We start from the raw sequence: 26,071 nt of genomic DNA on the forward strand, positions 1-26,071 counted from the left end.
GATTTTCGATCAACGCGTCGTCCCGCCGGTTGGTCGCCCTTTTATCCTGCTTCGCATCGGGGCGATATCGCTTTTCCGTGAAAACAAGCCCGTAGTTGCTGGGGATCTGAGGGCCGCGCGATGGCGGTCAAAAGCCGCCTTCTTCTTCCGGAACGAGAATCTCGCGCTTTCCGGCATGGTTGGCCTGCCCGACGATGCCCTCGAGTTCCATCCGCTCCATCAGGGATGCCGCACGATTGTAGCCAATTTGCAGCCGACGCTGAATATAACTGGTTGAGGCCTTGCGGTCGCGTTTGACGATGGCGACCGCTTGGGCGAACAGATCGCCGCCGCCGTCGCTGCCCATCCCGGTGGAATCGAACACAGCGCCGTCCTCTTCCGAGGGTTCTTCGGCCGTGACCGCCTCGAGGTATTCCGGCGAGCCCTGCGTCTTGAGGTGACGCACCACCTTCTCGACCTCTTCGTCCGACGCGAACGGGCCGTGCACGCGGCTGATACGCCCGCCGCCGGCCATGTAGAGCATGTCACCCTGGCCGAGCAGTTGCTCGGCGCCCATTTCACCCAAAATGGTGCGGCTGTCGATTTTCGACGTGACCTGGAATGCGACGCGGGTCGGAAAGTTCGCCTTGATCGTGCCGGTGATGACGTCGACCGACGGACGCTGCGTTGCAAGGATCACGTGCAGGCCAGCCGCGCGTGCCATCTGCGCGAGGCGTTGCACGGCGCCTTCGATGTCCTTGCCGGCGACCATCATCAGGTCGGCCATTTCGTCGACGATGATCACGATGTAAGGCAAGGGGTCGAGGTCGAGTTTCTCTTCCTCGTAGATCGCCTTGCCGGTCTCCTTGTCGAAACCGGTATGCACCGTGCGTGTGAGTTCCTCGCCCTTGTTCCTCGCTTCGACCAGGCGTGCATTATAACCGTCGATGTTGCGCACCCCGAGCTTGGCCATTCGCTTGTAGCGTTCCTCCATCTCGCGCACGGCCCATTTCAGCGCGACGACGGCCTTCTTGGGATCGGTGACGACCGGCGTCAAAAGATGCGGAATGCCGTCATAGACGGAGAGTTCGAGCATCTTGGGGTCGACCATGATCAGGCGGCACTGGTCCGGCCGGAGCCGATAGACGAGGCTTAGAATCATGGTGTTGATAGCGACCGACTTGCCCGAACCGGTGGTGCCCGCGATCAGCATATGCGGCGTGCGGGCCAGATCGATGATGACGGGATCGCCGCCGATGGTCTTGCCGAGGCAGAGCGGCAGTTTGGCGACCGACTCGTTGGATTCCTTCGCAGTCAGCAATTCGCGCAGGTAGACCTTCTCGCGATGTGCGTTCGGCAATTCGATACCGATGGCATTGCGGCCGGGCACGACGGCGACGCGCGCCGAGAGCGCGCTCATCGAGCGGGCGATATCGTCGGCCAGCCCGATCACGCGCGAAGACTTGATGCCGGGCGCCGGCTCGAGTTCGTAGAGCGTAACGACCGGGCCCGGATTGGCCTTGACGATTTCGCCGCGCACGCCGAAATCCTGCAGCACGCTTTCGAGCCGACGCGAATTGGCTTCCAACTCAGCCTTGGAGAGCGGCTGGCGATCGGCGGCCTTGGGCGCTGCGAGCATGGACATCGCCGGAAAATCCCATTTATCGGACTTCTTCGGCGCTGATTTCGGCGCGGGCTTCTTGCGCGGGGCACGCGCGGCGGGCTCTTCCTCTTCCTCCTCGTCCACCTCCTCTTCTTCCTCCTCGTCCCCCTCATCGTCCTGCGGAGCGAGGGAGGGGGCGGCACGTGCACCGAGGTTCGGCTCCTGGCGGTCGAACGAGGGCGCACGCGGGGCGGCTGCGCTCGAGACCAGCCAGCGGTAGGCGGCGACCAGAAGCCATGACAATCTGGCCCGCAGGCTCATCAAGGCGTGTACGGCCCAACCGAGCGAGATCGAGCCGCGGTCTTCGTCGTCAACAAGCTGGTCTTCCTCCTCGTCGACTGGCGCCGAATTTTCTTCCGCAGGATGGGAGCCGATGCCGCTTGCGACGATGAAAGTCGCAGCCATCGCCGCGCCGAGCACCATTCCAAGACCCAAATAGTAAAGGAAACCGGGCGGCCCAAACACAACCGCAGGCGCGCGCACCAGCGCGTCGCCGGCGACGCCGCCAAGCCCGGTCGGCAGAGGCCACCGGCCGCCATGCGGCCAGCAGCTGGCAAATCCGGCGGCGAGCCAGGCGCACAGGATCCAGCAGCCGAGCCGCAGGGCCTCGCGGTCGAAGGCGCGATGCGTCAGCATCCGCCAGCCCCACACCGCAACCGGCAGGATCAGCATGATTCCGCCGAGCCCGAGAATCTGCATCAGCAAGTCGGCGCCGATCGCACCAATATACCCGGCGACGTTGTGGATCGGGCGTGATGTGGCATGGCTGAGGCTCGGATCCTGCACCGACCAGGTCATCAGGGCCGCAGCCGCGCCGGCGGCGAGTGTGATCAAACCGAGACCGGCGAGTTCGCGCAAGCGGCGGACCAGCGCCTCGCGAATTGCGGCCGGCAGTTGGTTCACCAGGGGAATGACGCGTTCGATTGCCGGCATGCTGTCAGCCCAGAGTCTGAACCAGCCGATGCAGCGCCTCGGCCGTGATTTCACTGTCCGCGACCAGCGCGAGGCGGATATAGCCAGCGCCGGGATTGCTGCCGTCCGGCTGCTGCCGCGCGAGATAGCTTCCGGGGATCACCCGGACGCCGGCATCTCTGTAGAGCTTGACGGTCGCTTCCTCGTCGCCGCCTTTGGCTGATACGTCGAGCCAGACGCAGAAACCGCCCGCAGGACGGCGATAGCCATATCTGGCCCCGAGAATCTGATCCGCCAGATCGAACTTGATCCGATACAGCCTACGGTTTTCCTCGACATGCGTTTCGTCATTGTAGGCTGCGACCGCGACATGCTGAATCGGCACCGGCACCTGGGGCGCCGCGACGTTGCGCAACTCGTGAAACGCGCTCAGAAACCGCTTGTCACCGGCCGCAAAGCCAAGGCGCATGCCGGGAAGGTTCGAGCGCTTCGACAACGATTGAAACGCCACCACATTGGCAAAATCGTCGCCGGCACATTCGAGCATGCTGCCCGGTGCTTCCTCCGTGTAGATTTCCGAATAGCATTCGTCGCTGAAAATCAGGAAGCCGTAGCGCTCGGCAAGTTTCTTCAGGCGCACGAAATAGTCTCGCGAGGCAACCGAGCCTTGCGGGTTAGCGGGCGAGGCGATGTACATCGCCACCGTCCGCGCCAGCGTCGCCTCGTCAAGCGTGTCGAGGTCGGGCAGGAAGCCGTTGGCAACGGTGGCCGGCAGGTAGACCGGCTCGCAGCCGGCGGCGCGCGTGCCGGCGCCATAGGCCGGGTAGAACGGATTGGGCATGAGGATGGCGGGCCTGCCCTTGCGCTCGCCGACAAAGCGGACGGCGGCGAGGGCCGCCAAAAAGAGTCCTTCACGGCTACCGCTGAGCACCAGAAGTTCACTCTCGGGATCGATCGCGCGCGGCAGCTTGAAACGCCGGGAAAGCCAGCCAGAAGCAGCGCGCCGGAAGGGGTCGATGCCTTTGGCAATCGGATAACGGCCGAAGTCGGCAATGTGCTCCGCCAGCACCGGGGCCACGAAGCCCGGGACAGGGTGCTGCGGTTCGCCCAAAGACAGCGGTATCAATGGCTTGCCCGGCTGATAGGGCGCCAATAGTTCGGCGACCCGCAGAAAGGGCGAGCGCTCCCCTTCAGTGTTTCCACTGCGCTCGGGCGCGCGGGATGATGCGGTCGTAGCCATACGTGTCGCGCCAGCACTCTTTGACATCGCCGATCGGGTTTGCAGACCGGCGGGGAATAGTCCAGATCACCATAGATACGGCGAGGTTAAGGCGCGATTAACCATCGGTCCCGGCGCCCGAAATCGGCTCGCTCGGACTCCGGGAGCCTGCCTGAACGGAAAGAAAAAAGGGGCCTCAGCTTGCGCTGAAGCCCCTCAACGGTCGGAGCATTGCCGGGTATGTGCTCAAACCGTAGTTCTGGGCATTCCTCTTGGAAAAATGCCCTCGGGAGAACTCACATGTTATAGGCGCGCTCGGTGTGGTCGGTGAGATCGAGGCCCTCACGCTCGCTTTCGATGTTGGCACGCAGCCCGACGATCACGTCTACGATCTTGTAGAGAACAGCTGAGCCGACGCCGGACCAGACCAGCGTGGTGCAGACGCCCCAGATCTGGGAGACCATCTGCGAGCCGAACTCATAGTCGGCGATCTTGCCGGTGGTGTAGTCCATGATTCCGGTGCCGCCGAGCGCCGGGTTGACCAGGATGCCGGTTCCGAGCGCGCCGATGATGCCGCCGACGCAATGCACTCCGAACACGTCAAGCGAGTCGTCGTAGCCGAGCGCATTCTTCACGGTGGTGACGAAGAAGAGGCAGACCACGCCGACCACGAGACCAAGCACAATGGCTCCCATGGGGCCGGCATAGCCGGCCGCAGGCGTCACCGCGACGAGGCCGGCGACCGCGCCGGAGATGACGCCGAGCACGGAAGGATGGCCTTTGGTCGCCCACTCGGCGAACATCCATGACAGAGCGGCCGCGGCGGTCGCGACGAAGGAGTTGGTCATGGCAAGCGCGGCGCCACCGTTGGCTTCGAGGTTCGATCCGGCATTGAAGCCGAACCAGCCGACCCAGAGCAGCGAGGCGCCGATCATCGACATCGTCAGCGAGTGGGGGGCCATCAGATCCTTGCCGTAGCCGACGCGCTTGCCGACGATCAGCGCGCCGACGAGGCCGGCGATGCCTGCGTTGATATGCACGACGGTTCCGCCCGCAAAATCGATAGCGCCCTTCTTGAAGATCCAGCCGGCGTCGGCATTGACGGCTGCGAGCTTGGCTTCCGCTGCAGCCTTTGCCGCCGCATCGCTGCCGGCCGCGGCAACAGCCTTGACCGCATCCGAGATCGCGTCCGGGCCGGCCCAGTACCAGACCATGTGCGCGATCGGGAAATAGATCACCGTCACCCACAGCGGAATGAACAGGGCAATCGCCGAAAACTTCATGCGTTCGGCGAAAGCTCCGACGATGAGCGCGGGCGTGATCGCCGCGAAGGTCATCTGGAAGCAGACGTAAACGAGTTCGGAGATATTGGCGTCCACGCTGAAAGTGGCCGCCTTGGAATCCGCCGTGACGCCGGCCAGGAAAGCTTTCGAGAAACCGCCGATGAAATCGGAGCCGCCAGTGAAGGCGAGGCTGTAACCGTAAAACGCCCAGATGACGACGACGACGCACACCGCGTAGAACACCTGCATCAGGATCGAGAGCATGTTCTTCGACCGGACCAGACCGCCGTAAAACAGCGCCAACCCCGGTATCGTCATCAACAGCACCAGCACTGTCGAAGTCAGCATCCAGGCGTTGTCGCCCTTGTTGACCGTCGGTTCCGCATAAGCGGCGGTGGCGGCGAATACGCCGACGGCGAGGGCCGTCAATCCCGCGCAATAGGGACGCTTGAACGTCATTTCGTTTTACTCCTGATTGGAAAAGGTTGAGCGCGCGGGATCAGAGCGCGGCGGCGTCTGCCTCGCCCGTCCGGATCCGGACTGCGTTTTCAAGATTGATAACGAAAATCTTGCCGTCGCCGATCTGACCGGTTTTGGCCGCGGACGTGATGGCCTCGATGGTCTTCTCCACCTGACCGGTGGGGATCGCGACTTCGATCTTGATCTTGGGCAGGAAGCTCACCGCATATTCGGCACCGCGATAGATCTCGGTGTGGCCCTTCTGCCGGCCGTATCCCTTGACTTCGGTGACGGTCAGGCCGTGAACACCGATGGCGGTGAGAGCATCGCGAACTTCTTCGAGCTTGAACGGCTTGATGATCGCCATAACGATTTTCATCGGTCTTGATCCCCGCTTGGACCCGGCCGGGAAGCAGCCGGGCAATCTCGACTGGGTTCACCGCGCTTGAAGGAAGGTCACAGCGCGGGCACAGCCGCTGGCGGAAGAATCAAATGCCGTGCCAGTTTCGCTTTCGGCGCAAACGTCCTTTCAAAGCCGGGTTTTTGAGGTGCGCCGGGCGCGCGCGGAATGATGCCGGACGCCACTGCTCAAATGTTGGGCATTGCGGCTCATCAATTATGCGCAAGAGAATCTGGCGCTTGAACGCTGCTCAGCGCAAAGGCAGTAGCGGTATTTTAGTACTTTATTGCAGCGCCTCGCCGTGCTGCGAAATGTCCAGGCCTTCAAGTTCCTGCTGCGTCGAAACGCGAATGGGAACGAACAGGCCGACCAGTTTCAGCAGGATGTAAGTCACGATTACCGACCAGCCAAGCGTGACGGCTACGCCGTAAGCTTGCGTCAGCAAGAGATGTGGATTGCCCTCGAGAAGGCCGGACGCATCTCCGATCGAGGCGCTGGCAAACACCCCGGTCAGGAGGACTCCGGCCAATCCGCCGATGCCATGGACGCCGAAAACATCCAGCGAATCGTCGTAATCGAAGCGGCGCTTGAGCCAGGTGCAGGCCCAGAAGCAGATGCCGCCCGCAATCACGCCGATCACCACCCCCGCCCAGGGCGCCACAAATCCCGAGGCCGGTGTTATGGTGCCGAGCCCCGCGACAGCGCCGGAGATCATTCCGAGCACGGATGGCTTGCGCTGGATCGACCATTCGATCGCGCCCCAGGTCAGCGCGCCGGCACAGGCTGAAAGATGCGTCGCCGTGATCGCCATCACCGCGCGCGAGTTGGCACCGAGCGCCGATCCGCCGTTGAAACCGAACCAGCCGACCCACAACAGGCCGGTGCCGATCACGGCCAGCGACAGATCGAACGGCGACAGATTTTCCGTGCCGTAACCGCGTCGGCGTCCGACCACCAGGGCGGCCACCAAACCGCCGGCGCCGGCGGAAAGATGCACAACCAGCCCGCCGGCAAAGTCCAGAACGCCGGCAGTACCGAGAAAGCCGCCGCCCCACACCCAATGCGCCAGCGGCACGTAAACGAGCATGAACCAGCCGATCGAAAACAGGAGATACGCCGAGAAGCGCATGCGGTCGGCGACGGAACCGGCGACCAGCGCCACCGTGATGACCGCGAACGTCATCTGGTAGAGCATGAACAGCGCTTCCGGAATCGTCTTTGCCGCCGGATTGATGCTGTCGACGGTCATCCCGGCGAGAAACCAGCGACCGAGGCTGCCAAGCCACGGGCCGTCGCCGACGAAAACCAGGGAATAGCCAAATGCCACCCAGAGGATCGAGACCAAAGCCACGGCGGCGAGGCTTTGCGCCATCGTTCCCAGCACGTTCTTCTTCCGCACCATGCCGGAGTAAAACAAAGCGAGCCCCGGGATGGTCATCATCAGCACCAGCGCGGTCGCGACGATCATCCAGGCGGTATCGGCGGCGTTGATTTGTCCGTCTGCGGCGAAAGCCGGCTGTACAAACGAAAAGACGGCCGCAACCGGCGCGGCCAGCTTCGCCGCGCAACGCAAATGAGCCCCCATGGATATGTCCCCACCCCGTTGTTATTCGCGGGCCTGGCGCCCTTGCCAGGTGCGATGGAAGTCTTGCGAGTTCGTTACCGAGTCTAGAGCGCGTCGCTGTCGGTCTCGCCGGTCCTGATCCGCAACGCGTGGTCGATTGGCGTGACGAAAATCTTGCCGTCGCCGATCTGCCCGGTGCGCGCACTCGAGGTGATCACATCGACGGCCTTTTCGGCGATATCGGATGCCACAGCGATCTCGATCCGCAGCTTGGGCAGGAAGTTCACGACGTATTCCGCGCCGCGATAGATTTCGGTGTGGCCCTTCTGCCGGCCATAGCCTTTGACCTCGGTGACTGTCATGCCGTGCACGCCGATCGCCGTCAGTGCCTGGCGGACCTCATCCAGTTTGAAGGGTTTGATAATGGCAATAATGAGCTTCATTTTCGGGCCTTCTTTTCCTGGACTTCGAAGGTCGGTCAAGCGGCATGGGAATGGTATTCCTCCCACTCCGTTGCACAATAAAGTGCCACGTGACCGAAAAACAATTGCGAAATTGCCGGTTCGACCGATAGTTCCTGTAGCGGTGCCGGCGTCTTCTGCCAAGAGCGGGTGGTTGGCCTTGTGACCGCCGCTATTGCAACCGGCGCGTAGGGTAGGGCATGGCCGCCGGGTGAGGCGGCACTCGAGTGCCTCGACACGATCAGCGGCGTTCGCGCACCGAGCCTTCCTGCGCGACGGAGGCCACCAGCGTGCCGTCCTGCTTGAATATCAGCCCGCGGGTGAGCCCGCGCCCGCCTTGCGCGCTCGGCGAATCCTGGGCGTAAAGCAACCATTCGTCAGCACGAAACGGCCGATGAAACCACATCGCATGGTCGAGGCTTGCCGGCATCATGCGCTTGTCGAACAGGGTGCGGCCATAGCGGGCCATCACCGCGTCGAGTAGCGAGAAATCCGACGCATAGGCCAGCGCGCACATATGCAGCGCCGGATCATCCGGCAGCTTCGCGGCAGTCTTGATCCAGACGTGGATGCGTCCGTCATCGATCTTCTGGCCGAAATAGCGATTGAGTTCGACCGGACGAAGCTCGATCGGCCGGTCGGATTCGTAATAGCGGCGGATGAAATCCGGCATGCGCTGGAAGACCTCCTGGAACATCGGCTGCTTGGAGATCTCCTCGGCCGTCAGCTTCTCCGGGGGTGGCACGTCCGGCATCTCGTCCTGGTGGTTGAACGCGCTCTCCTCGTCGCTGTGGAACGACACCATGATCGAGAAGATGGCGTTGCCGTGCTGGATCGCTGTGACGCGGCGGGTCGCATAGCTCTTGCCGTCGCGCAGACGCTCTACTTGATAGATGATCGGCACCTGTGGATCGCCCGGCAGGATGAAATAGCAGTGCAGCGAATGCGGCAGCCGGCCCTCGACGGTGCGGCACGCCGCCATCATCGCCTGACCGATCACTTGGCCGCCGAACACCCGTTGCCAGCTCGTCTTCGGGCTGTTGCCGCGGAACAGGTTCACCTCGACCGGTTCGAGATCGAGAATGGAAATCAGGTCGATCAGGCTTTTGGACATCGGAATCTTTCTGGCGTCATGTCCGGAACGCCCGCGCAGCGCGCCCCCGGAACGGCAGGCTTGGCCCTTGCTTATAGCCCCTGTTTCGCCCAGCTATAATACAGTAGCAAGGTTCCATTGGCTTCGAGCAGGTCCAGCATGTCGATTCAACGAGGCATTGTCATCGGCGGCGGCGCATTTGCCGGGCTCGCGCTCGCTTTGGCGCTACGCCAGGGCCTCGGGCCCGACTTTCCCGTCATTGTCGTTGATCCGGCGCTCGGCACGCGCCCAAGTCGCGACCCGCGGGCCACCGCCATCGTCGCGGCCTGCCGCCGCCTTTTCGAAGCCATCGGCGTCTGGGACCAGGTTGCGTCGGGTACTCAGCCCATCCTCGACATGGTTGTCACCGATTCGAAGCTGGAGGATGCGACACGGCCGGTCTTCCTGACATTTTCCGGACACATCGAGCCGGGTGAACCTTTCGCCCATATGGTCGAGAACAAACACCTGATCGACGTGCTGGTGCAACGCGCCGAGGCAGAGGGCGTCGACCTCCGTCCCCTTGCGGTTTCCGATTTTTCCGCAAAAAGCGGCGGCATCGACGTGACCCTTTCGGATGGCAACATCATCGAGGCGAGCCTTTTGGTGGCCGCCGACGGCGCACGCTCGAAGCTGCGCGAGCGCGCCGGCATCGCCACCAATGGCTGGGACTACGACCAGTCCGGGATCGTAGTCACCGTCGGACATGAGCGCGATCATCACGGCCGGGCCGAAGAGCATTTTCTTCCTGCCGGTCCCTTTGCGATTCTGCCGCTTTCCGGCAAGCGCTCGTCATTGGTATGGACTGAAAAGCGCAGCGAGGCGGCGCGGATCGTGGCGCTCGGAGAAGAGGATTTTCACAACGAGCTCGAGCGGCGCTTCGGTTTGCATCTGGGCGAGGTGAGGGCGCTCGACAAGCCCCGTGCCTTTCCGCTTGTTTATTTCGTGGCGCGCTCGTTCATCGGCGAGCGTCTGGCGCTGATCGGCGATGCCGCCCATGTGATTCATCCGATCGCAGGTCAGGGGCTCAATATGGGCCTGAAGGATGTCGCCGCGCTCGCCGAAGTCCTCGTCGATGCGGCAAGGCTCGGCATCGATCCCGGCCAGGCGGACGTGCTCGAGCGCTATCAACGCTGGCGGCGGTTCGACACCATGGCGATGGGTCTTGCCACCAACTCGCTCAACTTCCTTTTCTCGAACAAATCGACGCTGCTGCGGACGGTGCGCGACATCGGTCTTGGTCTGGTTGATCGCGCCCCGCCCCTGAAGGACATGTTCATTCGCCAGGCCGCCGGTCTTGCCGGAGAGGTTCCGCGCCTGCTCAAGGGCGAAGCGCTGTAGCGCAGGATCCGAAATGGCGGTGTTTCCCCGCAACAAACGCGTAAGGTTTGCGCAGAGATCGTGGGCAAACAACAGGCGGCTTATCAGCGCCTGTCGTCGGCCTGGATGAAAGCAGCGACCGCGTCGACCATGTTAGCATCGAGTGCGCGATCCGGCTGATTGTAAGCGGCCAGATTGTCGGCATCGTCGGTCACATCGACCAGAACATGGTTCATGTCCGGCAGCCAAAGTGTCTTTGCGAGCGACGCTGCCGTAGAGAGTGCAAGGAAATCGAGGCGCGCCACCTGCAGGTCGCGCCCGCCGCCGACAATCAGGATCGGCTTGTCGATCGCTTTCAATGGCTCGATTGGGTCGACAACAAAGGCGGAGGCGAGGCTCGGCTGCATCGAAGGCGGCACGTCAAAGCCCCGAGGCGGCGGGTCGACGGTTTGCCCCGCCATGATAGCGTCGATCGCCCTGGCGATGGGATCCCGAATGTCGGGCGGAATCTGCCGCTTCTCAAGCTGCGCCTTGACGAGATCACCCTCCCGCCGCGCCGCAGTAGCGAGCAGGACCAGCCGGTCGATCTGAGTCTGCCGCGCCGCGAGGATCGCGACCAGTCCGCCTTCGCTGTGCCCGACCACGACCACGCGGGAGAATTTTCCGCTGTTCCGCAGGTAGTTCACCAGCGAGACAGCGTCGTCGACGTAGTCCTTGAAGCGAAAATCCTCGGGTTTGCCGAATTGCGGCTTCCATCCGCCGGCACCGCGCTTGTCGTAGCGCAGTGTCGCGATTTTCTGAGCTGCCAGCTGTCCGGCGAGCTTCTTCAACGTCGCGGGCTTGGCCTGCGGTCCGTTGCCGTCGTGATCGGTCGACCCGGAGCCCGCGATCAGCAAGGCGACCGGCGGCTTTTCGACGCCGGGCGGGGTCGTCAGAAACGCATCGAGATTGCCGACGCGAATCTGGGTCTCGTCCGCCGACGCCATCGTCGTTGCAGAGCAAAGGCCGAGGAAGGCGAGCGCGATCAAAGGCGCGCATTTGCGCAAGGCTCTTCTCAATCGAACGGCTTTTCTCAATCGATCTTCCTGGCCTCTTCGGGCAGCATGATCGGAATCCCGTCCCGAATGGGATAAGCGAGCTTGGCGGCGCGCGAGATCAACTCCTGCCGCGCGGCATCATATTCAAGCGGCCCCTTGGTCATCGGGCAAACCAGAATTTCCAGCAGTTTGGGGTCGACAGTGCCTTCGGGGCGTTCGGGCAGGGCGGTCATGCCATGGTCTCCGTGCAAATGTTGGAATCAGGCCACCGGTTGAGGGCTTCCTGTATCACATTCGGACCACGCGTATAGCCGTGCCGGTTTCCTGCACGGCGGTCCCTCCGGAGCGAGGCGGTAAAGGAAACGCGAACAGATCCGATCAATTGCAATCCGAACCAATAGGTAGATTCCAACACTTCTCCGGTAAGACGGTGCGGTGCCAGATGGTTCACTACCGGGCGGGTCAAGGATCGACATGTTTGCAAATCGACGTAAAAGCGAACGGCGCGTGTGCCGGAGCTTCGCCAAAATCCAGTTTGGGACGGGTTCGCTGCCGCGCGACTGTACCATTACCGACGTCTCTGCCGGCGGCGTGAAGGTCATCAGCGAACACCTTGATGTTCCTTCAGAGTTCACCATCATCATGTCGGAAGGGCGGCCGCGGCAATGCCGAATGGCATGGCGGATCGGCTACGAGTTCGGTGCCCAGTTCCTGGACTGAAGCCACCACGGGCTGAAAGCAGGCCAGTCCGTCTCGCAAACGGACTGTTCGCGGATAGCGATCGCACAGACTTAACCCGAATTCAGGGTTAGGCCTGCGCGCACTTCTGACCCGGATGCCGCCTGTTTGAAGTTCCCGCCCGATCAGCCCTTGGCGCGCAGCTTGTTGATGATCGGGGCGAACAGCGAGCCCTTCGGCTTCTTCGGCTCGCCGCGCCCGGTGAGCTGATTGGCGATATGCACGAAGGTCTTGCTGATGCGGTGGCTGGCGGAGATCTCGGCAATCATCTGGCCGTTATTGGCGGCGGTACCGAACATCTTGGGGTCGAACGGTATAGCGGCGAGCGAAGGGCCTTCAATCGCCTTGGCGAATTCACGCGGAGAAATTTCCGGTCGCTTCGACATGCCGACCTGGTTGAGGCAATAAAGCGGCGGGCGGTCGTTCGGGCGCGCCGCCTTGAGCATGGTCAGCATGTTCTTGGTGTTGCGCATGTTGGCGAGATCGGGTTCGGCGACGATCAGGATGTCATCAGCCCCCACCAGCGCGCGGCGCGTCCATCCGGACCACTGGTGCGGAATATCGAGAACGATTACCGGCGTGGTCAGGCGCATGGTATCGAAGACGGCATCAAACGCGTCGACGCCAAAATCATAGACGCGTTCAAGCGAGGCAGGCGCGGCCAGAAGGCTGAGATGGTCGTTGCACTTGGCGAGAAGCCGCTCGATGAAGGCGCTGTCGGGCCGCTCGGTCGCGAACACGGCGTTGGCGATGCCTTGCAACGGATCCTTGTTGTAGTCGAGGCTGGCGGTACCGAACGCCAGATCGAGGTCGATCACCACGGAGTCAAGCGCGATATCCCGCGCGATGGCCCAGGCCACGTTGTGGGCGACGGTGGATGCCCCGACACCGCCCTTGGCGCCAACAACGGCAATGATGCGCCCGACCGGCGTGTCTTCAGACGCCGAGAACAGACCGCAGATCGCGCGGACCACGTCGAGCGTTTCGACCGGACCGATCACATAGTCGCTCACGCCGCGACGTACCAGTTCGCGGTACGGGGCGACATCCTGGTTGCTGCCGATCACGACGACGCGTGTTCCAGCGTCGCAGACGGTCGCGAGTTCGTCGAGACCGGCCAGGATGTCGTGTCCGGCCTTGGTCTCCAGAATGATGACGTTGGGGGTCGGAACGCTGTGATAGGTCTCGATGGCGGCTTCCATGCCGCCCATCTTGATGGTCAGATGCGCTTTCGCCAGGCGCCGGTCGAGACCTGCGGATTGCACCGCGTCGGCGGTTGCGGTCGTCTCGCAGAATGCCTGCACCGACACTCTTGGCGCCGGGGCGATATAGTCGTTGCTGAGCGGGGGCAGTTCGTCCGGCTCTTCGGAATCGTTACGCGAGTGAATCATTTGCCTGCATCGCTGAGTTTGGCTTTGTCGCCGTCGGGATAATTGGTCGCGGTGCTCGTACCCTTGCGATATTTTTCAAAGCCTTCGGTACGCCGTGCCGTGTAGGCGGGGGTTTCCGGGCGCGGCTGCACGAGGTCCGACGGATTCGCCACCATCGCCGCCATGTTGCGCTGATAGGCGCAGCCGAAATTGTAATAGGATCTGTTCTCGAAGTAGGTAGGATCCTTGATCGAGGGCCCGAGATCCTCGGGCCACTCGCCGCAGGGGCCTGCGACGGCCGTCATCTTCGGATAACTCAGACGTACTGTCGCAAGCGTGCGCGGATCGTCGGGCGTGTAACGGTGGAGCTTGATGGCGTTGGCCGGCACGCCGCCTGCTTCGAGCAGGCCTCTTGCTTCGTGGACGGCGCTTTCCGCTGCCCGGGCATTGGCCGTATCGGCCGGAACATCAATGACAATGGCTCCGGTTGCCTCGGCGACCCAGCTGCGTGCCAGGCCGAAGACGTCGGCGCGCTGGTTTGCTGATAACCCGCCACGTGCGTGTCCGACGAAGAGAACGATGGAGTGGTTGGCTTCCTGAACCGCAATCGGATGCCGCAGGCGGTAATCGTCCGGCGGCTGTACCGGCGTCGCAACGCTTCCGGTGGTCTCCGAGCAGGCGCCCAGGACGATCGCAAGGCCAGCCATCGCGCCGGTCAGCGCCGCCCATTTGAAGTTCCTGCGTGGCAAGCGGCAAACCCCGTTCAGGAACTTCAAATGAAAAGGCGGCACTGAGATGGTGTTCCTGCTGGCGCCCATGAGCTTTCGAATTTCGCGAACGGTGCACGGTGACGTGAAACACGAACTTATGAAAGTGGGCACGAAGCGCAGCATTCTGCAGCGATCGAGCAATGTCCCGCTTGTCATCTTGCTTCCCCCCGCCGCCGCCTTGCTTAGTCTATGATGAAGCCAAAATTGGCCTGGTAATTTCCGATCGGTTCCACCCGCGCCGGAACGCCGTAGATGCGGTTGATCTGCGCAAACAGCGCCGACTGGGCATCGGTGGCCGGCGCGAAACCATCATCCGGCCGGGAAAGCTCTTTTTGCGCGACCGCGCGCACCACGTAGGGGGTGACGATGACCATCAGTTCGGTCTGGTTCTTGACGAAGTCCTGGCTGCGGAACAGCTGACCGAGAACCGGGATCTGATCGACGCCAGGCATGCCGTTGATGGCCTGTTTGGTCTGTTCCTGGATGAGCCCGGCCATCGCGAGCGATCCGCCCGAGGGAATCTCCACCGTCGTTTCGGCGCGGCGCGTCTTGATCGAGGGAATCGTCGTTCCGCCTTGGCCGCCCTGCAAGGCGTTTTCCAGCGAGACTTCGGATACTTCGGTCATGACGCGCAGGCTGATCTTGCCTTCCGTCATGACGACTGGCGTGAAATTGAGCGAGATGCCGAATTTCTTGAAGCTCACGGTCTGCACGCAGTCTCCGATGGCGCCGGCGGTCGTCGTTTGACAGGTAACGCCGGTCGGAATTGGGAATTCGCCGCCGGAAATAAACGTCGCTGATTCGCCGGAGATGGCGGTCAGATTGGGCTCCGCCAGCGTGTGCACGACGCCGGCGCTTTCCATCGCGCGCAAGGTTGCGGTGACCGTCGGCACGCCGGCCCGGTTGAGGGCCGCAGCGGCCAGGCCATTGGCGCCGACAAGCGGTCCATTGTTGGCGCTGAACGGGTTCGTGTTGTTGAAGTTCACCACGGCCGTGCCGTAGTTCATGTTGGCGCCGATATCGATGCCGAGCTGCTTGATGATGCTGCGTTGGACCTCCGCGACGGTCACTTTCAGCATCACCTCATCGCGGCCGCGGACCACGATGGAATTGACCACCTTGTCCGGGCTGCCCACCAGCCGGGCGACGACATCGCCGGCCTGCTGTGCCTCGATCGGGGTCGCTACCGATCCGGTCAGCATCACGCTGTCGCAGATGCCCTCGGCCTGGATGGTGGCGGCCGGCAAAAGCTGCTTCAGCGCGGCGCGAATGCCATTGAGATCCCGCTTGATCGCAATGTCGTAGGCTGCGATCTGCTGGCCATCTGCGTCAAAGAATACGACGTTGGTTTGTCCGACGGCGGAGCCGATGATGTAGGCTCGCTGCGACGAGCGGATCACCGCGTTGGCGATCTTCGGATCGGCTACCAGCACATCCTTGGTGTCGCGCGGCAGGTCGATGACGGCCGACTTGCCGACGCCGAGCGCAAGAAAGCGCGTCCTCGGCGTATCGTGCGGGATGCCGGAGGTCGTCGCCGGGGCTGCACTTGCCGTCGCGGTGCTCGCCGGCGCGGTGGATTTCGGCACGCTGATGATGGCTGGGCCCGAGGGGGCCGCCGTCTCGCCCTCGGCTGCGGCGGCCGGTGCCGGAGCGAAAGCGAGCGCAAGCGCTGCCGCAGAGGCTGACAGTGTGCTGATCAATAACGTTCGCATCGACGTGCGGCTTCCCCTGCTCGCCATATTCTTCGTCCTTCTGGTCTTGGGCGCCCTTCTGGTCACTTCGACGCTGCGCCACCTGGGTTGGTGACGCCGTAGCGGACCACGTCGATACCGGGGTGCTGGCTCCGCTCATTGACGCTAATCGCAATCTGGTTGGCGTCGGCGATGCTGCGCAGGGCGAGTGACAGCGTTCCAGCCTGGCGCGCGCTCGCGAGCTCGGTTGTCTGCTCGGGCTTCAATGCGAGCGTGACCGTGCGGCCGATGACGCTGTTGGTGCCTTCCTTTTCCTTCGGCGCTTGGTCGATCGCGAGCACGCGAATGTTGGCCAGTGCAACCTCCGAGACGACGATATCGGGCAGGCTCGGGTTCGGATTCTTCACCCGGCGCGTCAGAATGACGTCGACACGATCGTTGGGAAGAATGAAGCCCCCGGCGCCGGTCTCCGCGGAAATCTCCGTCGCTACCGCGCGATAGCCGCTTGGCAGGATAGCAGCCATGAATCCGGAGCCGTCGGCCTTCACCAGCTTGGCTTCGCGGATCGGCTCGCCTGCAACAAAGGGAGCGCGCGCGATCGAGCCGGCGATCTGATTATTGGCATTCGGTCGATCGCTTCGGCGGATGAAGCTGTTGCTCGTCGTCGACGCAGGCCAGGTCTGCCAGATCACGTCATTGGCGTTTAGCGTCTGGCCGAGGCCGATGTCGGCCTTGGCGACCAGAACATCGATAGTCTGAAGCTGTGCGACAGGTGCAGCTGCCGGGGCGGGAGGCTTGCTTTCGGTCAATCCGCTGGCGAGGTACGCCGCGACGCCGCCGGCACTGAGAGCAATAGCTAGAACGACAATGCGGGCGATGTTCATACGCGATCTACTGTTTACGCCGGGGTACAAAGCTGGCCTGGAAGCTCCCCTCTGAGGATGACTAAGCGGTAAAGGTATAAGCGACCTTGAAAGCCGCGGCCTTTGCGAAGGACCGGCCGCCGATTTGTCCGCATGGTGAACACAAGGTTTATCGTTTCCAAAACAGATGCGCGGGCGGCGCCATCGATTGCGCAGGCAGGTGTCTCCACACCCCAACGGGTGGACGGGTTTGTGGACGTCTCTGGTACGTGATCTGTTTTTTCAGGGCGGCGCGATTGCGCGGGCCGTGATCTACGCCGGCCCCGGCGAGAAGGGTTCTCCCATGCAACCATCGAGCCGCGGCCTTGCACCTTGATCCGGACTTGCTGGCCAGTCGAAACCGTCGGATGGACGTGCGGCCGCGTTATCCCGCTCACGACTCCTTCCCTCGCCGGAGCACCGGCCGGGTTCTCCGCGCCATCATTTCGGCCGGGCAGCGCTTGGCTCCGCCGTCATGATGGTCGCCATCGGCTATGAGCGGCGACGCCGTTCAAAGCGCATCACGCCGCGCTCTCTCGTCCGCGCGGCTTCACCTCACCGTGAAACTACGGGGCTCACCGTTTGGCACTGACCGGATTCGGCAACGGACCTCGATTGCTTGGATTCGGGCGCCAGCCGAAGAAGGGCTACCAAGAGCGGAATTGAACCGCCACTTTAAAATTCCTCTAAGATCAGCGGGTTTTAGCCCGCCAAGCTTGACCTTCGGGCCTGTCGTTGAAAATAGACATTTATGACGGTTATGACAGCTATCGATGACAACCCGGCGCCCGAGAAGCGACTTGGTTCGGCCAAGCGCGGCTATTCCGGCAAGATCCACAAAGTCGCCGCCGATGGGGTGAATTCCTCGCTTTCCGCGCTCGAGCTTGAAAGTCGCCTGCTTGAACTCGGATTTGTCGAGGGGGCAAGGGTCGAGGTGCTTCACGAAGGCATTGTCGGCGGCGATCCGATCGCCGTTCGCATCGATAACGTCACGGTCGCGATGCGCCGGCGCGAAGCGATGGCCGTCATTGTCGTCTGACGGCCGCCCTCGAATTTCAAGGTCCTGTCAAGAGGACCGTAATCCGGCTATAGGGCCCCAAATCCGAAAGCCGCGTCAGAGACCATAAGATCCAAAGCTCCTTTGATTTCGAAGTTCGCATCAGAGGCCGCCGCAACAGCTTGCGAACTTCGGAAATCAGAGCTTTGGACTGTACGCCGTCATGGAAGCTCCGTTGATGCATCTGGCCCTCGTGGGCACGCCCAACAGCGGCAAGACCTCGCTGTTCAACGCGCTGACCGGCAGCCGGCAGAAGGTCGCGAACTATCCGGGGGTCACCGTCGAGCGCAAGGAAGGCTTTTTTGTCACGCCGCTTGGTCGGCAGGCCTCGCTCGTCGATCTGCCCGGCACCTATTCGCTGCGCGGGCGCAGCCCCGATGAGGAAATCACCCGCGATTTCGTGCTGGGGCGCGCCGCGGGCGAAGCGCCGCCGGATCTTGTGCTCTGCGTCGCCGACTCCACGAATCTGCGGCTGACGATCCGACTGCTGCTTGAACTCAAGCAAACCGGCCGGTCGCTGATGCTGGTACTCAATATGTTCGACATCGCAACGCGGCGCGGCGTCTCTGTCGATATCGCGCGCTTGTCCGAAATGCTAGGCGTTCCCGTGGTGACCTCGATCGCAGTGCGCAAGGCCGGTATCGCCGATCTGTTGCGCAAGACCGACGAGATTGCGATGAAGCCGCAGAGCTCGGCCCGGGAAAATTCCTGGAAGGTGCTCTCGGTCGCGGAGCTGCGAGCCACCCAGCGCGAAGCCGACCGCATCATCGCGGCAACCGTCAGCCTGCCGGCCCGGCCGGACAACTGGACGGCGAGGATCGATGCGGTGGTGCTGCATCCGGTGGCGGGCCTCGCAATTCTCGCGCTCATCCTGTTTGTCATGTTCCAGGCGGTGTTCGCCTGGGCACAGCCGCTGATGAACCTTTTGTCGGATGCATTCTCGGGGCTCGGTCAGTTCGTGCACGACACGCTGCCGGCGGGACTGCTGCAAAGCTTCCTTCAGAACGGCGTGATCTCCGGCGTCGGCAGCGTCATCGTCTTCCTGCCGCAGATCATCATCATCTTCCTGTTCATTCTGCTGCTCGAAGATTTCGGCTACATGGCGCGCGCCGCGTTCCTGATGGATCGCATCATGGGCGGCGCAGGACTGCACGGCCGCGCCTTCATCCCCCTGCTCTCGAGCTTTGCCTGCGCCATTCCCGGCATCATGGCGACGCGCGTCATCGACAACCGCCGCGACCGCCTGACCACGATCCTGATTGCGCCGCTGATGACCTGCTCGGCGCGAATTCCGGTCTACACCCTGATCATCTCGGCTTTCATACCCGACGATCAGGTCTGGGGCTGGGTCAATCTGCGCGGCCTGGTGATGTTCGGCCTTTATGCCGCCGGCATCACCAGCGCACTCGGCGTATCGTTCCTGATCAAGTTCTTCATGTGGCGCGATTACGCGCCGGCGCCGTTCATGCTGGAACTGCCGGATTACAAATTGCCTCGCCTCAAGAGCATCGCACTCGGCGTCTATACCCGGGCGAAGATGTTCCTGCAGCGCGCCGGCACCACGATTTTCTCGATGATGGTGCTGATCTGGTTTCTCGCCTCGTTTCCGCAGCCACCCGCCGGCACCGCAGAGCCCGCCATCAACTACAGCCTCGCCGCAATCATTGGCCATGCGCTGGCGCCGCTGTTTGCACCAGTCGGATTCAACTGGCAGATCGTGGTTGCGCTCGTTCCAGGAATGGCGGCGCGCGAAGTTGCGGTCGCAGCGCTAGGCACGGTCTACGCCATCGAAGGCGGCAAGGAAGCCGCCGACCAGATCGGCCAGGTGCTGGCTACCAAATGGAGTCTGGCGACGGCGTTGTCGCTGCTCGCGTGGTACATCTTCGCCCCGCAATGCGCGTCGACTCTTGCCGTCATCCGTCGGGAAACCGGCGGCACGAAATGGATGGTACTCACCTTCAGCTACATGTTCGCGCTGGCTTACGCGGCGAGCCTTCTAACGTATAATATTGCCGTCACATTGGGCGCCGGCTGATTGAGCCGGAGGCTCCGTCAATGGCGCGCAACGCAAGCTTCATATCAGGCTTCCGCACAGCGTGCTTACGAACTCCCCAGTTTAGGTTTGTTCTAATTCTAATGTGGAGAGATTCCAATTTGCGCAACGCAGATTCCGAATCCCTCCTTCAACGGCAACCACTATTAGCTGTCCCCGAAATCGCGGAGTTCTTGACCTTCGCGGATTGGGGGATCCATGCCGCTTCATCTCATTTCGCGCGCTTCCGCGTGGCGATTCCAACCATTTGGCCGTTCGAGCCGTCGGACGCTCCTGGCAGCGACGGCCGTTTCGGCGCTCGCCTGCCATGGCGCTTGGGCTGAAGGTGACGTCAACGAGGCTGTACTGAAAAAAATGGAAGCGATGGAGCAGCGCATTGAGTTGCTCGAAGCTGAACTCAAGCAGAAGCGAGCGGCCGATGCCGCAGCACAACCTTCGCCGATAGAGAAGAAGACCCCCCTCGACAAGAAGCAGGCTGCATCGACCGAAAAGCTGCCTAAAAAGGCGCCTCAGGCAGATGCAGGCAAGAACGACCGAGCGGTCGCTGCGGCAGAACCGGCGCCGTCCCCCCAAGGCAAGCCTGCGACCAAGACAGATAATTTGGACCTCGCCATGCCGGCATCCGACCTTCCAATTCTTGGTCTTGCCCCTTCGCCGGTTACCGGCTTGAGTATCGGCGCTTACGGCGAGGTCTTGTTCGGCAGAACGCAGAATCCGGCGGCGGGCGGTCAGTGGCAGAATGGGTTCGACACCGCGCGAATGGTGCTGCTGCCGACTTACGCGATCACCGACAACATCATCTTCAATGCCGAGATCGAATTCGAGCACGGCGGCTCAGCGTTCGACAACGACGACAAGATGCACGGTACCGCCGAGATCGAGCAGCTCTGGATCGATTTCAAGATCATCGACCAGTTCAACTGGCGTGCGCCCGGCGTCGATCTGATACCCATCGGATTTATCAACGTGCATCACGAACCGACACAGTTTTATAGCGTCTATCGGCCCGAGCTCTACAACGGCCTTATTCCATCGACCTGGATGGCGCCCGCCACCAGCGTCTACGGCTCGATCACCGATGGTCTGAGCTATCAGGTGATGCTCAGCGCCACCAACGAAGACTATGGCGATTCCTTTGATAATCGCACGGCGGCGAAAACCGTGCCGCCGCCCGGCATACCCTATTTGCCTGGTATCGATGGGCTCAACGCGCTCGCGTTCTCCAAGCCTCCAATCGGCGGCTTCGAGCAGCTATCAAACGCACTCGCGGTGTCCGGTCGGCTCGACTTCTCGCCGCCATTTCTCCCAGGCTTCAACGGCAGCGTCAGCGCCTATTACTCGCCGAATACCACGCCGCGCGGCGCCCATGACGATCTCGGCAACCTCCTCGGCAGTTCGAGCCTCGCCATGTTCGATGCCGAATTCCGCTATCGGGTACCCGATACAGGGCTGGAATTGCGGGGCGAATACGTCCATGTCGGCTTCGGCAATCCGGCAAACCTGCGCGCCAACAACGATAGCGATCCGACCGACAATGTTGGAGCATCGATGTTCGGCTATTCGGGCGAGATCGCCTACCACGTCCCGCTCGGGACCATCCTGAAGAGCGACTGGGAAGCGGTGCCGTTCTACAACTACACCTACGAGAATCTTCAGGCCGGCGGATTCGCTGGAACCGATTTCAACCTGCCAACCGGCGCGGGACAACGTCAATTTCACACCGCTGGTGTCGCCGTATTCCCGTCGCCGAAAGTCGTGCTGAAAGCCGAATATCAAAGGGTGATCGACAAGAGCCTCGCCGGCGCGCTTTCGGATTCGTATCTTGGCGGGGTCGGCTTCTTCTTTTAGCGCGCGACAAGTATGAGGTTAGCGAAGGCCGTGCGTCGCAGCTGGCGCGGGAGGCAAAGACATGGAAGTGATGGCATCAGGTGATCTATGACGGAATGGATTCGATTTGCACTGCCGGTGACGGCGATCGCTTCGGTCGTCTCTCCGGTCTATGCGATGGAGTATCTTTCGATTGAAGAAGCGCAGAAGCAGGCCTTCCCATCGGCCACCCAGTTCACCGCAGTTCAGGCGGGAAGGATATGGAAAGCCGAGGCTGGTGGCCATGTCGTCGGTTATTTCATCTTCGACCGGGTCGTCGGCAAGCACCTTTATATCGATTATGCCGTTGCTTTGACGACAACGGGAGCGGTGCACAAGGTCGAAATCCTGCAATATCGCGAATCTTACGGCGGCGAGGTCCGAAGCCCGAGCTGGCTCGCGCAATTTGTCGGAAAGACGAACGCGAGTCCGCTCAAGATCAACGGAGATATCAGGAATATTGCGGGTGCCACGCTGTCCTCGACGCATGTTACCGAAGGCGTGAAACGGATCTTGGCGACCTATGGCAGCCGCCTCAAATAGCGTACGCCGGGCCAGACCCTTGCTCGGTACGTTCGTCGAAATCGAGGCGGCCGGGTCGTTTCAGCCCGATGTCCTGAGCGCGGTCGAAGCCGCGTTCGAGGCGGTCTCGACTGTGCATCAGCTGATGAGTTTTCACGACCCGGACAGCGATGTCGGCCGTCTCAACCGGGAAGCTCACGTTCGCCCGGTCCCCGTGCATGCCCTGACGTTCGAAGTCCTGGAAGCGGCGCTCGAAATGAACCGGCGGTCGAACGGAATTTTTGATGTCGCCGTAGCTCCGGGCCTTCAGGCGGCAGGGATTTTGCCGAAGACCGGCCGAGACGTCTCGCTCACGGCGGAGCCAGGAGCGACCGACGCGATCATGCTCTTGGAAGGCAATGTGGTTGGCTTTCGAGATGCCGGCGTGAGGATCGACCTTGGCGGGATCGCGAAAGGCTTTGCGGTCGATCGCGCGCTCAGTATTCTGCGCGAGCGGGGCGTCGTGAACGCGATCGTGAATGCAGGCGGCGATCTTGCTTGTTTCGGCGAGGAAACCCGAACCGTTTGCATTCGCCATCCACGCGATCCCGGCCGCATCGTCTGTCAGATCCAACTCGTCGACGCGGCGCTCGCGACGACGGCGCGTCGCTTTGATCCCTTCCATTCCACGGAAACCGCCAGGCCGGCCATTATTGACCCTCGTGCCACGGTGGCCGCCTGTGCCAACGACGGGGCGACCGTGCGGGCGGCTTCCTGCATGATCGCCGACGCCTTGACGAAGGTCGTGATGATTGCCGGAACGGGCGCAACCGAGTTGATCGAGCAGTACAGCGCAAGTGCGCTACTGATTGGTTCCGACCGCGGTCTCCAGATCACCCCCGATTGGCAACACGCGGTGCACCTTGCGGCTTAAACTCCCATTCCGCCTCGCGATCTATGCAGCCTTTGCCATCCTGTTTCTGACCGGGGTGGGATGGCTTGTTGCGGATTGGCGGAAGGAGATTTCCGGTGATGAAATCTGGCAGCAGGCGATTGCGTATCTCCTGATGACACACGGCGGCGCCGCCATGGTGACACTGATGATGGTCGGCGCGCTCATTCCGATTCATCTCATGCGTGCTTGGCGAAGCCGGACGAATCGCGTTTCCGGAGCTGTGATGGCGACGTTCAATGCTATCCTGATCGGGACAGCCTTCGGGCTCTATTACCTCGGTTCGGAAACGTTGCGGCCGTGGATCAGCTGGACCCACATCGCCGCCGGATTTTCATTGGCCCTGATGTTTCCGCTGCATATCTACTGGGGCCGGCGAAAATTGCGTTAGCCGCTACTGCAATCCGGTGTCGTTGCTGGTGCGCTTCTTGGCGAGATCCATCTCGGTGATCGCGATCAGGATTTCGGCGCGTGTCTTGAGGTCGGGGGCTTCAAGCATCGCCTGCTTTTCTGGTGGCCCGTAGGGAGACATCATCGCAAGCGCATTGACCAGCGCCTCATTCGGCGCGTTCTCGATGCCTTCCCAGTCGACCTTGAGGTTGTTGGCCTTGAGAAAATCCATCAGCGCTTTGAGCAGCGCCTCTCGATCGACGGCTTCCTCGCCCTTTCGCGCGGTAAAATCGTCGATATAGGGAAAATAATCGACCTTGCACTGCCGGTAGGGCGTCAGCGCGCTCTGTTCCTCGACCACCTTGAAGCGGGAGATGCCGGTGAGCTCGAGGATATAGCGGCCGTCGCCCGACTCGGCGAGCTGGGTGATGCGTCCGACGCAGCCGACCTGAAACAGCTTCGGGTGGGTCTCGTCCGGAGAGTGCGAGACGTCGGGCTGGATCATCCCGATCAGGCGATGTCCGTCGCGAAACGCGTCGTCGACCATGGCGAGATAGCGCTGTTCGAAAATGTTAAGCGGCATCTGCCCACGCGGCAACAACAGCGCGCCGGGCAGCGGAAACACCGGAATGATCTCGGGCAGGTCGGAGGGTCCGCGATATTCGGCATTGATCGGCATTGCGGTCACCAGCGCATATCGTGCCTTTGGTGATCCAATTCTAACATTTGAATCGCGATATGGCAGGCGCTTTTGCAAACGTTAGAATTGAAGGACCACCAGCTAGTGGAAGTTGCTCGGCCGCGGCGGGGCTCGGAATTACGAGAACAGGATCGTCGACAGCCGCTTTCTTCCTTCAACGGTCGCCTCATCGGTTGCGCCCCACGCATCGAAGAACTGGATCAGCTGCTTGCGGGCGCCGTCCTCGTTCCACTTGCGGTCCCGCTTGATGATTTCGAGCAGCTGCTGGGTCGCCTCCGTGCGTTTGCCGGCGGCGTTGAGCGCCGTGGCGAGATCGAACCGTGCTTGATGGTCTAGCGGATTTGCGGCGACTTTCTGTTCAAGGTCGGCAAGCGGCCCAAGCGAGCTTGCCTGTTCGGCCAGATCGATCATGGCCTGGACGGCCTTGACCGCGGCGTCGCCGCGCTTGGATTCCGGAACCATCGCCAGCGTCTGCTTGGCCCGGTCCATTGCGCCGGTCGTGGCGTAGCACTTCGCCAGTCCCGCAAGGCCTGGGATATTGGTGGCATCGGCGGCGAGAACTTCCGCGTAGATCGAGGCGGCGGTCGCGGCATCGCCGTCGGCGAGCACGGTCTCGGCCTCTTTGAGCACCTCTGCGATGTTGGGCTCTCCGGGCACGCCGGCCGTGAGCTTGTTGACGAACGCCGTGACCTGGCTCTCCGGCAAAGCGCCCATAAAGCCATCGGCGGGCTGACCATTGACGAAGGCGATGACAGCCGGAATCGACTGGATGCCCATCTGGCCCGGAATCGCCGGGTGCTCGTCGATGTTCATCTTGACCAGCTTGACCTTGCCCCTGGCGGCGCGGACGACCTTTTCAAGGATGGGCGTGAGCTGGCGGCAGGGGCCGCACCACTTTGCCCAGAAATCGATCAGCACCGGCTGCCGTTTGGATTCCTCGATCACGTCCTTGACGAAACTCTGGGTCGTCGTGTCCTTGATCAGATCGGGTGTTGCCTGCGGTGCGGCTCCATTGCCCTGCTCTATTATCGTCACGGAAATCCTCGTCTGATGTCTTGCCAGTGGTCTGGCCGGCCGCGACTGTCTAGCACGCTCCGGCCTCGCCGTTCAGAACTTCTCCCCCAAATGGCGGCTGCTTACGAAATTTCAATCGGTTTCGCGGATTTGGCCGAGGATGCGGGCCGCCACACGGCGCCATCGGGCGCGGATTGGGCGTTGTTGTCTCAGGACGGCGCCGCGCTCTTCTTCATAGACGGTCAGCCATGGCCAAGGCCGATTGAAAGCAATCCTCGCCCGAATCGATCGAGCCTCCAGCCGGCGCAGTTTCGGGCCATCGGCGATTTCGGAGACCGCTCGAGGCCATTTCCGGCCGATTTCGGCAAAATGGCAGTAATATCGGGCGCTTAAGCTATTTTCGATTGTGCGCTGCTGGCTGTTGCATTCGCTGTCCGCATTTGGCATAGGTCAGACGTCACCCGATAAACGTGAGGTGACGCTTCCCAAGGATGCGGGTGTAGCTCAGGGGTAGAGCACGACCTTGCCAAGGTCGGGGTCGAGGGTTCGAATCCCTTCGCCCGCTCCAGGTTTCCGCAACATGCAGCGCCGGGTGCGTGCATCGGCCTGTCATTCGGCGGAGTTTCCCTCGAAAACCG

At 62.0% G+C, this 26,071-nt stretch carries 24 protein-coding genes and 1 tRNA gene; 9 read left to right on the forward strand and 16 right to left on the reverse strand.

Annotated elements, in window-relative coordinates; translation table 11 throughout:
* Nucleotides 1–127: 127 nt before the first annotated feature.
* The 7 genes from NEZ08_RS10760 to tesB form a co-directional block, all read right to left on the reverse strand.
* Nucleotides 128–2,575, reverse strand: coding sequence for a DNA translocase FtsK (locus NEZ08_RS10760; protein ID WP_298106665.1), 2,448 nt, complete (start codon nucleotides 2,573–2,575; stop codon nucleotides 128–130).
* A gap of 4 nt (nucleotides 2,576–2,579) precedes the next feature.
* Nucleotides 2,580–3,794 carry an aminotransferase class I/II-fold pyridoxal phosphate-dependent enzyme gene (locus NEZ08_RS10765; RefSeq protein ID WP_298106667.1) on the reverse strand — a complete coding sequence of 405 codons (1,215 nt, stop codon included), beginning with the start codon at nucleotides 3,792–3,794 and terminating at the stop codon, nucleotides 2,580–2,582.
* A 275-nt stretch (nucleotides 3,795–4,069) separates the two neighbouring features.
* Nucleotides 4,070–5,515: an ammonium transporter gene (locus NEZ08_RS10770; protein WP_298106668.1), complete on the reverse strand. Its 1,446-nt coding sequence runs from the start codon at nucleotides 5,513–5,515 to the stop codon at nucleotides 4,070–4,072.
* Nucleotides 5,516–5,555: 40 nt separating this feature from the next.
* The gene (locus NEZ08_RS10775) at nucleotides 5,556–5,894 is read right to left on the reverse strand and encodes a P-II family nitrogen regulator (RefSeq protein ID WP_298106670.1); all 339 of its coding nucleotides are present in this window, start codon (nucleotides 5,892–5,894) and stop codon (nucleotides 5,556–5,558) included.
* Between the two features lie 304 nt (nucleotides 5,895–6,198).
* Entirely contained in the window at nucleotides 6,199–7,500 is a 1,302-nt protein-coding gene (locus tag NEZ08_RS10780; protein WP_298106672.1) for an ammonium transporter, read from the reverse strand.
* Between the two features lie 83 nt (nucleotides 7,501–7,583).
* The gene (locus NEZ08_RS10785) at nucleotides 7,584–7,922 is read right to left on the reverse strand and encodes a P-II family nitrogen regulator (RefSeq protein ID WP_298106674.1); all 339 of its coding nucleotides are present in this window, start codon (nucleotides 7,920–7,922) and stop codon (nucleotides 7,584–7,586) included.
* Between the two features lie 259 nt (nucleotides 7,923–8,181).
* A complete protein-coding gene (tesB, locus tag NEZ08_RS10790) occupies nucleotides 8,182–9,054 on the reverse strand; it encodes an acyl-CoA thioesterase II (protein ID WP_298106676.1) in 873 nt (290 codons plus the stop codon).
* Nucleotides 9,055–9,192: 138 nt separating this feature from the next.
* On the opposite strand from tesB, the gene NEZ08_RS10795 reads away from it, so the two are divergent.
* The gene (locus NEZ08_RS10795) at nucleotides 9,193–10,413 is read left to right on the forward strand and encodes a ubiquinone biosynthesis hydroxylase (RefSeq protein WP_298106678.1); all 1,221 of its coding nucleotides are present in this window, start codon (nucleotides 9,193–9,195) and stop codon (nucleotides 10,411–10,413) included.
* An 83-nt stretch (nucleotides 10,414–10,496) separates the two neighbouring features.
* Here NEZ08_RS10795 and NEZ08_RS10800 read toward each other — a convergent pair whose 3' ends face one another.
* Nucleotides 10,497–11,468, reverse strand: a complete 972-nt coding sequence (locus NEZ08_RS10800) for an alpha/beta fold hydrolase (RefSeq protein WP_298106680.1) — start codon at nucleotides 11,466–11,468, stop codon at nucleotides 10,497–10,499.
* Nucleotides 11,465–11,662, reverse strand: a complete 198-nt coding sequence (locus NEZ08_RS10805) for a Trm112 family protein (protein ID WP_298106682.1) — start codon at nucleotides 11,660–11,662, stop codon at nucleotides 11,465–11,467. Before NEZ08_RS10805 ends, NEZ08_RS10800 begins: the two co-directional genes overlap by 4 nt.
* A 241-nt stretch (nucleotides 11,663–11,903) precedes the next feature.
* Between NEZ08_RS10805 and NEZ08_RS10810 the strand changes: the two genes are divergently transcribed.
* Nucleotides 11,904–12,149, forward strand: coding sequence for a PilZ domain-containing protein (locus NEZ08_RS10810; protein WP_367278403.1), 246 nt, complete (start codon nucleotides 11,904–11,906; stop codon nucleotides 12,147–12,149).
* A gap of 143 nt (nucleotides 12,150–12,292) precedes the next feature.
* On the opposite strand, the gene NEZ08_RS10815 is transcribed toward NEZ08_RS10810, so the two are convergent.
* The 4 genes from NEZ08_RS10815 to cpaB all read right to left on the reverse strand — a co-directional run bounded on the left by NEZ08_RS10815 (nucleotide 12,293) and on the right by cpaB (nucleotide 16,882).
* The gene (locus NEZ08_RS10815; RefSeq protein ID WP_298106686.1) at nucleotides 12,293–13,558 is read right to left on the reverse strand and encodes an AAA family ATPase; all 1,266 of its coding nucleotides are present in this window, start codon (nucleotides 13,556–13,558) and stop codon (nucleotides 12,293–12,295) included.
* On the reverse strand, nucleotides 13,555–14,244 hold the full coding sequence (locus NEZ08_RS10820) for a CpaD family pilus assembly protein (RefSeq protein WP_298106733.1): 690 nt from the start codon (nucleotides 14,242–14,244) through the stop codon (nucleotides 13,555–13,557). Before NEZ08_RS10820 ends, NEZ08_RS10815 begins: the two co-directional genes overlap by 4 nt.
* 245 nt (nucleotides 14,245–14,489) lie before the next feature.
* On the reverse strand, nucleotides 14,490–16,019 hold the full coding sequence (locus tag NEZ08_RS10825) for a type II and III secretion system protein family protein (RefSeq protein ID WP_298106689.1): 1,530 nt from the start codon (nucleotides 16,017–16,019) through the stop codon (nucleotides 14,490–14,492).
* 62 nt (nucleotides 16,020–16,081) lie between these two features.
* Nucleotides 16,082–16,882 carry a Flp pilus assembly protein CpaB gene (gene cpaB, locus NEZ08_RS10830; protein ID WP_298106691.1) on the reverse strand — a complete coding sequence of 267 codons (801 nt, stop codon included), beginning with the start codon at nucleotides 16,880–16,882 and terminating at the stop codon, nucleotides 16,082–16,084.
* 769 nt (nucleotides 16,883–17,651) lie between these two features.
* Between cpaB and NEZ08_RS10835 the strand changes: the two genes are divergently transcribed.
* From NEZ08_RS10835 to NEZ08_RS10860, 6 genes are all read left to right on the forward strand, one after another.
* Nucleotides 17,652–17,939, forward strand: coding sequence for a FeoA domain-containing protein (locus NEZ08_RS10835; RefSeq protein ID WP_298106693.1), 288 nt, complete (start codon nucleotides 17,652–17,654; stop codon nucleotides 17,937–17,939).
* A gap of 181 nt (nucleotides 17,940–18,120) precedes the next feature.
* Nucleotides 18,121–19,992: a ferrous iron transporter B gene (locus NEZ08_RS10840; RefSeq protein ID WP_298106695.1), complete on the forward strand. Its 1,872-nt coding sequence runs from the start codon at nucleotides 18,121–18,123 to the stop codon at nucleotides 19,990–19,992.
* Nucleotides 19,993–20,208: 216 nt separating this feature from the next.
* Nucleotides 20,209–21,858 carry a hypothetical protein gene (locus NEZ08_RS10845; RefSeq protein ID WP_298106697.1) on the forward strand — a complete coding sequence of 550 codons (1,650 nt, stop codon included), beginning with the start codon at nucleotides 20,209–20,211 and terminating at the stop codon, nucleotides 21,856–21,858.
* Nucleotides 21,859–21,945: 87 nt separating this feature from the next.
* Nucleotides 21,946–22,419 carry an FMN-binding protein gene (locus NEZ08_RS10850; protein ID WP_298106699.1) on the forward strand — a complete coding sequence of 158 codons (474 nt, stop codon included), beginning with the start codon at nucleotides 21,946–21,948 and terminating at the stop codon, nucleotides 22,417–22,419.
* Between the two features lie 19 nt (nucleotides 22,420–22,438).
* A complete protein-coding gene (locus NEZ08_RS10855; RefSeq protein ID WP_298106700.1) occupies nucleotides 22,439–23,311 on the forward strand; it encodes an FAD:protein FMN transferase in 873 nt (290 codons plus the stop codon).
* Nucleotides 23,301–23,720: a hypothetical protein gene (locus tag NEZ08_RS10860; RefSeq protein ID WP_298106703.1), complete on the forward strand. Its 420-nt coding sequence runs from the start codon at nucleotides 23,301–23,303 to the stop codon at nucleotides 23,718–23,720. The genes NEZ08_RS10855 and NEZ08_RS10860 overlap by 11 nt, the downstream gene beginning before the upstream one ends.
* Nucleotides 23,721–23,723: 3 nt before the next feature.
* Here NEZ08_RS10860 and NEZ08_RS10865 read toward each other — a convergent pair whose 3' ends face one another.
* The 3 genes from NEZ08_RS10865 to NEZ08_RS10875 all read right to left on the reverse strand — a co-directional run bounded on the left by NEZ08_RS10865 (nucleotide 23,724) and on the right by NEZ08_RS10875 (nucleotide 25,880).
* On the reverse strand, nucleotides 23,724–24,398 hold the full coding sequence (locus NEZ08_RS10865; RefSeq protein ID WP_298106735.1) for an LON peptidase substrate-binding domain-containing protein: 675 nt from the start codon (nucleotides 24,396–24,398) through the stop codon (nucleotides 23,724–23,726).
* Nucleotides 24,399–24,536: 138 nt separating this feature from the next.
* A complete protein-coding gene (gene trxA / locus NEZ08_RS10870; RefSeq protein WP_298106704.1) occupies nucleotides 24,537–25,454 on the reverse strand; it encodes a thioredoxin in 918 nt (305 codons plus the stop codon).
* A gap of 111 nt (nucleotides 25,455–25,565) precedes the next feature.
* Nucleotides 25,566–25,880 carry a hypothetical protein gene (locus NEZ08_RS10875; RefSeq protein WP_298106705.1) on the reverse strand — a complete coding sequence of 105 codons (315 nt, stop codon included), beginning with the start codon at nucleotides 25,878–25,880 and terminating at the stop codon, nucleotides 25,566–25,568.
* A 46-nt stretch (nucleotides 25,881–25,926) separates the two neighbouring features.
* Here NEZ08_RS10875 and NEZ08_RS10880 point away from each other — a divergent pair.
* Nucleotides 25,927–26,001 (forward strand) — tRNA-Gly (locus tag NEZ08_RS10880).
* Nucleotides 26,002–26,071 lie beyond the last annotated feature (70 nt).

Source organism: Bradyrhizobium sp. (genome assembly GCF_027451485.1).
Taxonomy (GTDB): domain Bacteria; phylum Pseudomonadota; class Alphaproteobacteria; order Rhizobiales; family Xanthobacteraceae; genus Bradyrhizobium.

Bases quoted from the DNA above. Each gene is read 5' to 3' on its own strand.
- NEZ08_RS10770 (WP_298106668.1), bottom strand. From the start codon at position 5,515: ATGACGTTCAAGCGTCCCTATTGCGCGGGATTGACGGCCCTCGCCGTC.
- NEZ08_RS10825 (WP_298106689.1), bottom strand. From the start codon at position 16,019: ATGCGAACGTTATTGATCAGCACACTGTCAGCCTCTGCGGCAGCGCTT.
- NEZ08_RS10820 (WP_298106733.1), bottom strand. From the start codon at position 14,244: ATGGCTGGCCTTGCGATCGTCCTGGGCGCCTGCTCGGAGACCACCGGA.
- NEZ08_RS10795 (WP_298106678.1), top strand. From the start codon at position 9,193: ATGTCGATTCAACGAGGCATTGTCATCGGCGGCGGCGCATTTGCCGGG.
- NEZ08_RS10835 (WP_298106693.1), top strand. From the start codon at position 17,652: ATGACGGTTATGACAGCTATCGATGACAACCCGGCGCCCGAGAAGCGA.
- cpaB (WP_298106691.1), bottom strand. From the start codon at position 16,882: ATGAACATCGCCCGCATTGTCGTTCTAGCTATTGCTCTCAGTGCCGGC.
- NEZ08_RS10810 (WP_367278403.1), top strand. From the start codon at position 11,904: ATGTTTGCAAATCGACGTAAAAGCGAACGGCGCGTGTGCCGGAGCTTC.
- NEZ08_RS10780 (WP_298106672.1), bottom strand. From the start codon at position 7,500: ATGGGGGCTCATTTGCGTTGCGCGGCGAAGCTGGCCGCGCCGGTTGCG.
- NEZ08_RS10850 (WP_298106699.1), top strand. From the start codon at position 21,946: ATGACGGAATGGATTCGATTTGCACTGCCGGTGACGGCGATCGCTTCG.
- NEZ08_RS10765 (WP_298106667.1), bottom strand. From the start codon at position 3,794: ATGGCTACGACCGCATCATCCCGCGCGCCCGAGCGCAGTGGAAACACT.
- NEZ08_RS10760 (WP_298106665.1), bottom strand. From the start codon at position 2,575: ATGCCGGCAATCGAACGCGTCATTCCCCTGGTGAACCAACTGCCGGCC.
- NEZ08_RS10865 (WP_298106735.1), bottom strand. From the start codon at position 24,398: ATGCCGATCAATGCCGAATATCGCGGACCCTCCGACCTGCCCGAGATC.
- NEZ08_RS10840 (WP_298106695.1), top strand. From the start codon at position 18,121: ATGGAAGCTCCGTTGATGCATCTGGCCCTCGTGGGCACGCCCAACAGC.
- NEZ08_RS10845 (WP_298106697.1), top strand. From the start codon at position 20,209: ATGCCGCTTCATCTCATTTCGCGCGCTTCCGCGTGGCGATTCCAACCA.
- NEZ08_RS10875 (WP_298106705.1), bottom strand. From the start codon at position 25,880: ATGCCAAATGCGGACAGCGAATGCAACAGCCAGCAGCGCACAATCGAA.
- NEZ08_RS10815 (WP_298106686.1), bottom strand. From the start codon at position 13,558: ATGATTCACTCGCGTAACGATTCCGAAGAGCCGGACGAACTGCCCCCG.
- NEZ08_RS10805 (WP_298106682.1), bottom strand. From the start codon at position 11,662: ATGACCGCCCTGCCCGAACGCCCCGAAGGCACTGTCGACCCCAAACTG.
- tesB (WP_298106676.1), bottom strand. From the start codon at position 9,054: ATGTCCAAAAGCCTGATCGACCTGATTTCCATTCTCGATCTCGAACCG.
- NEZ08_RS10775 (WP_298106670.1), bottom strand. From the start codon at position 5,894: ATGAAAATCGTTATGGCGATCATCAAGCCGTTCAAGCTCGAAGAAGTT.
- NEZ08_RS10785 (WP_298106674.1), bottom strand. From the start codon at position 7,922: ATGAAGCTCATTATTGCCATTATCAAACCCTTCAAACTGGATGAGGTC.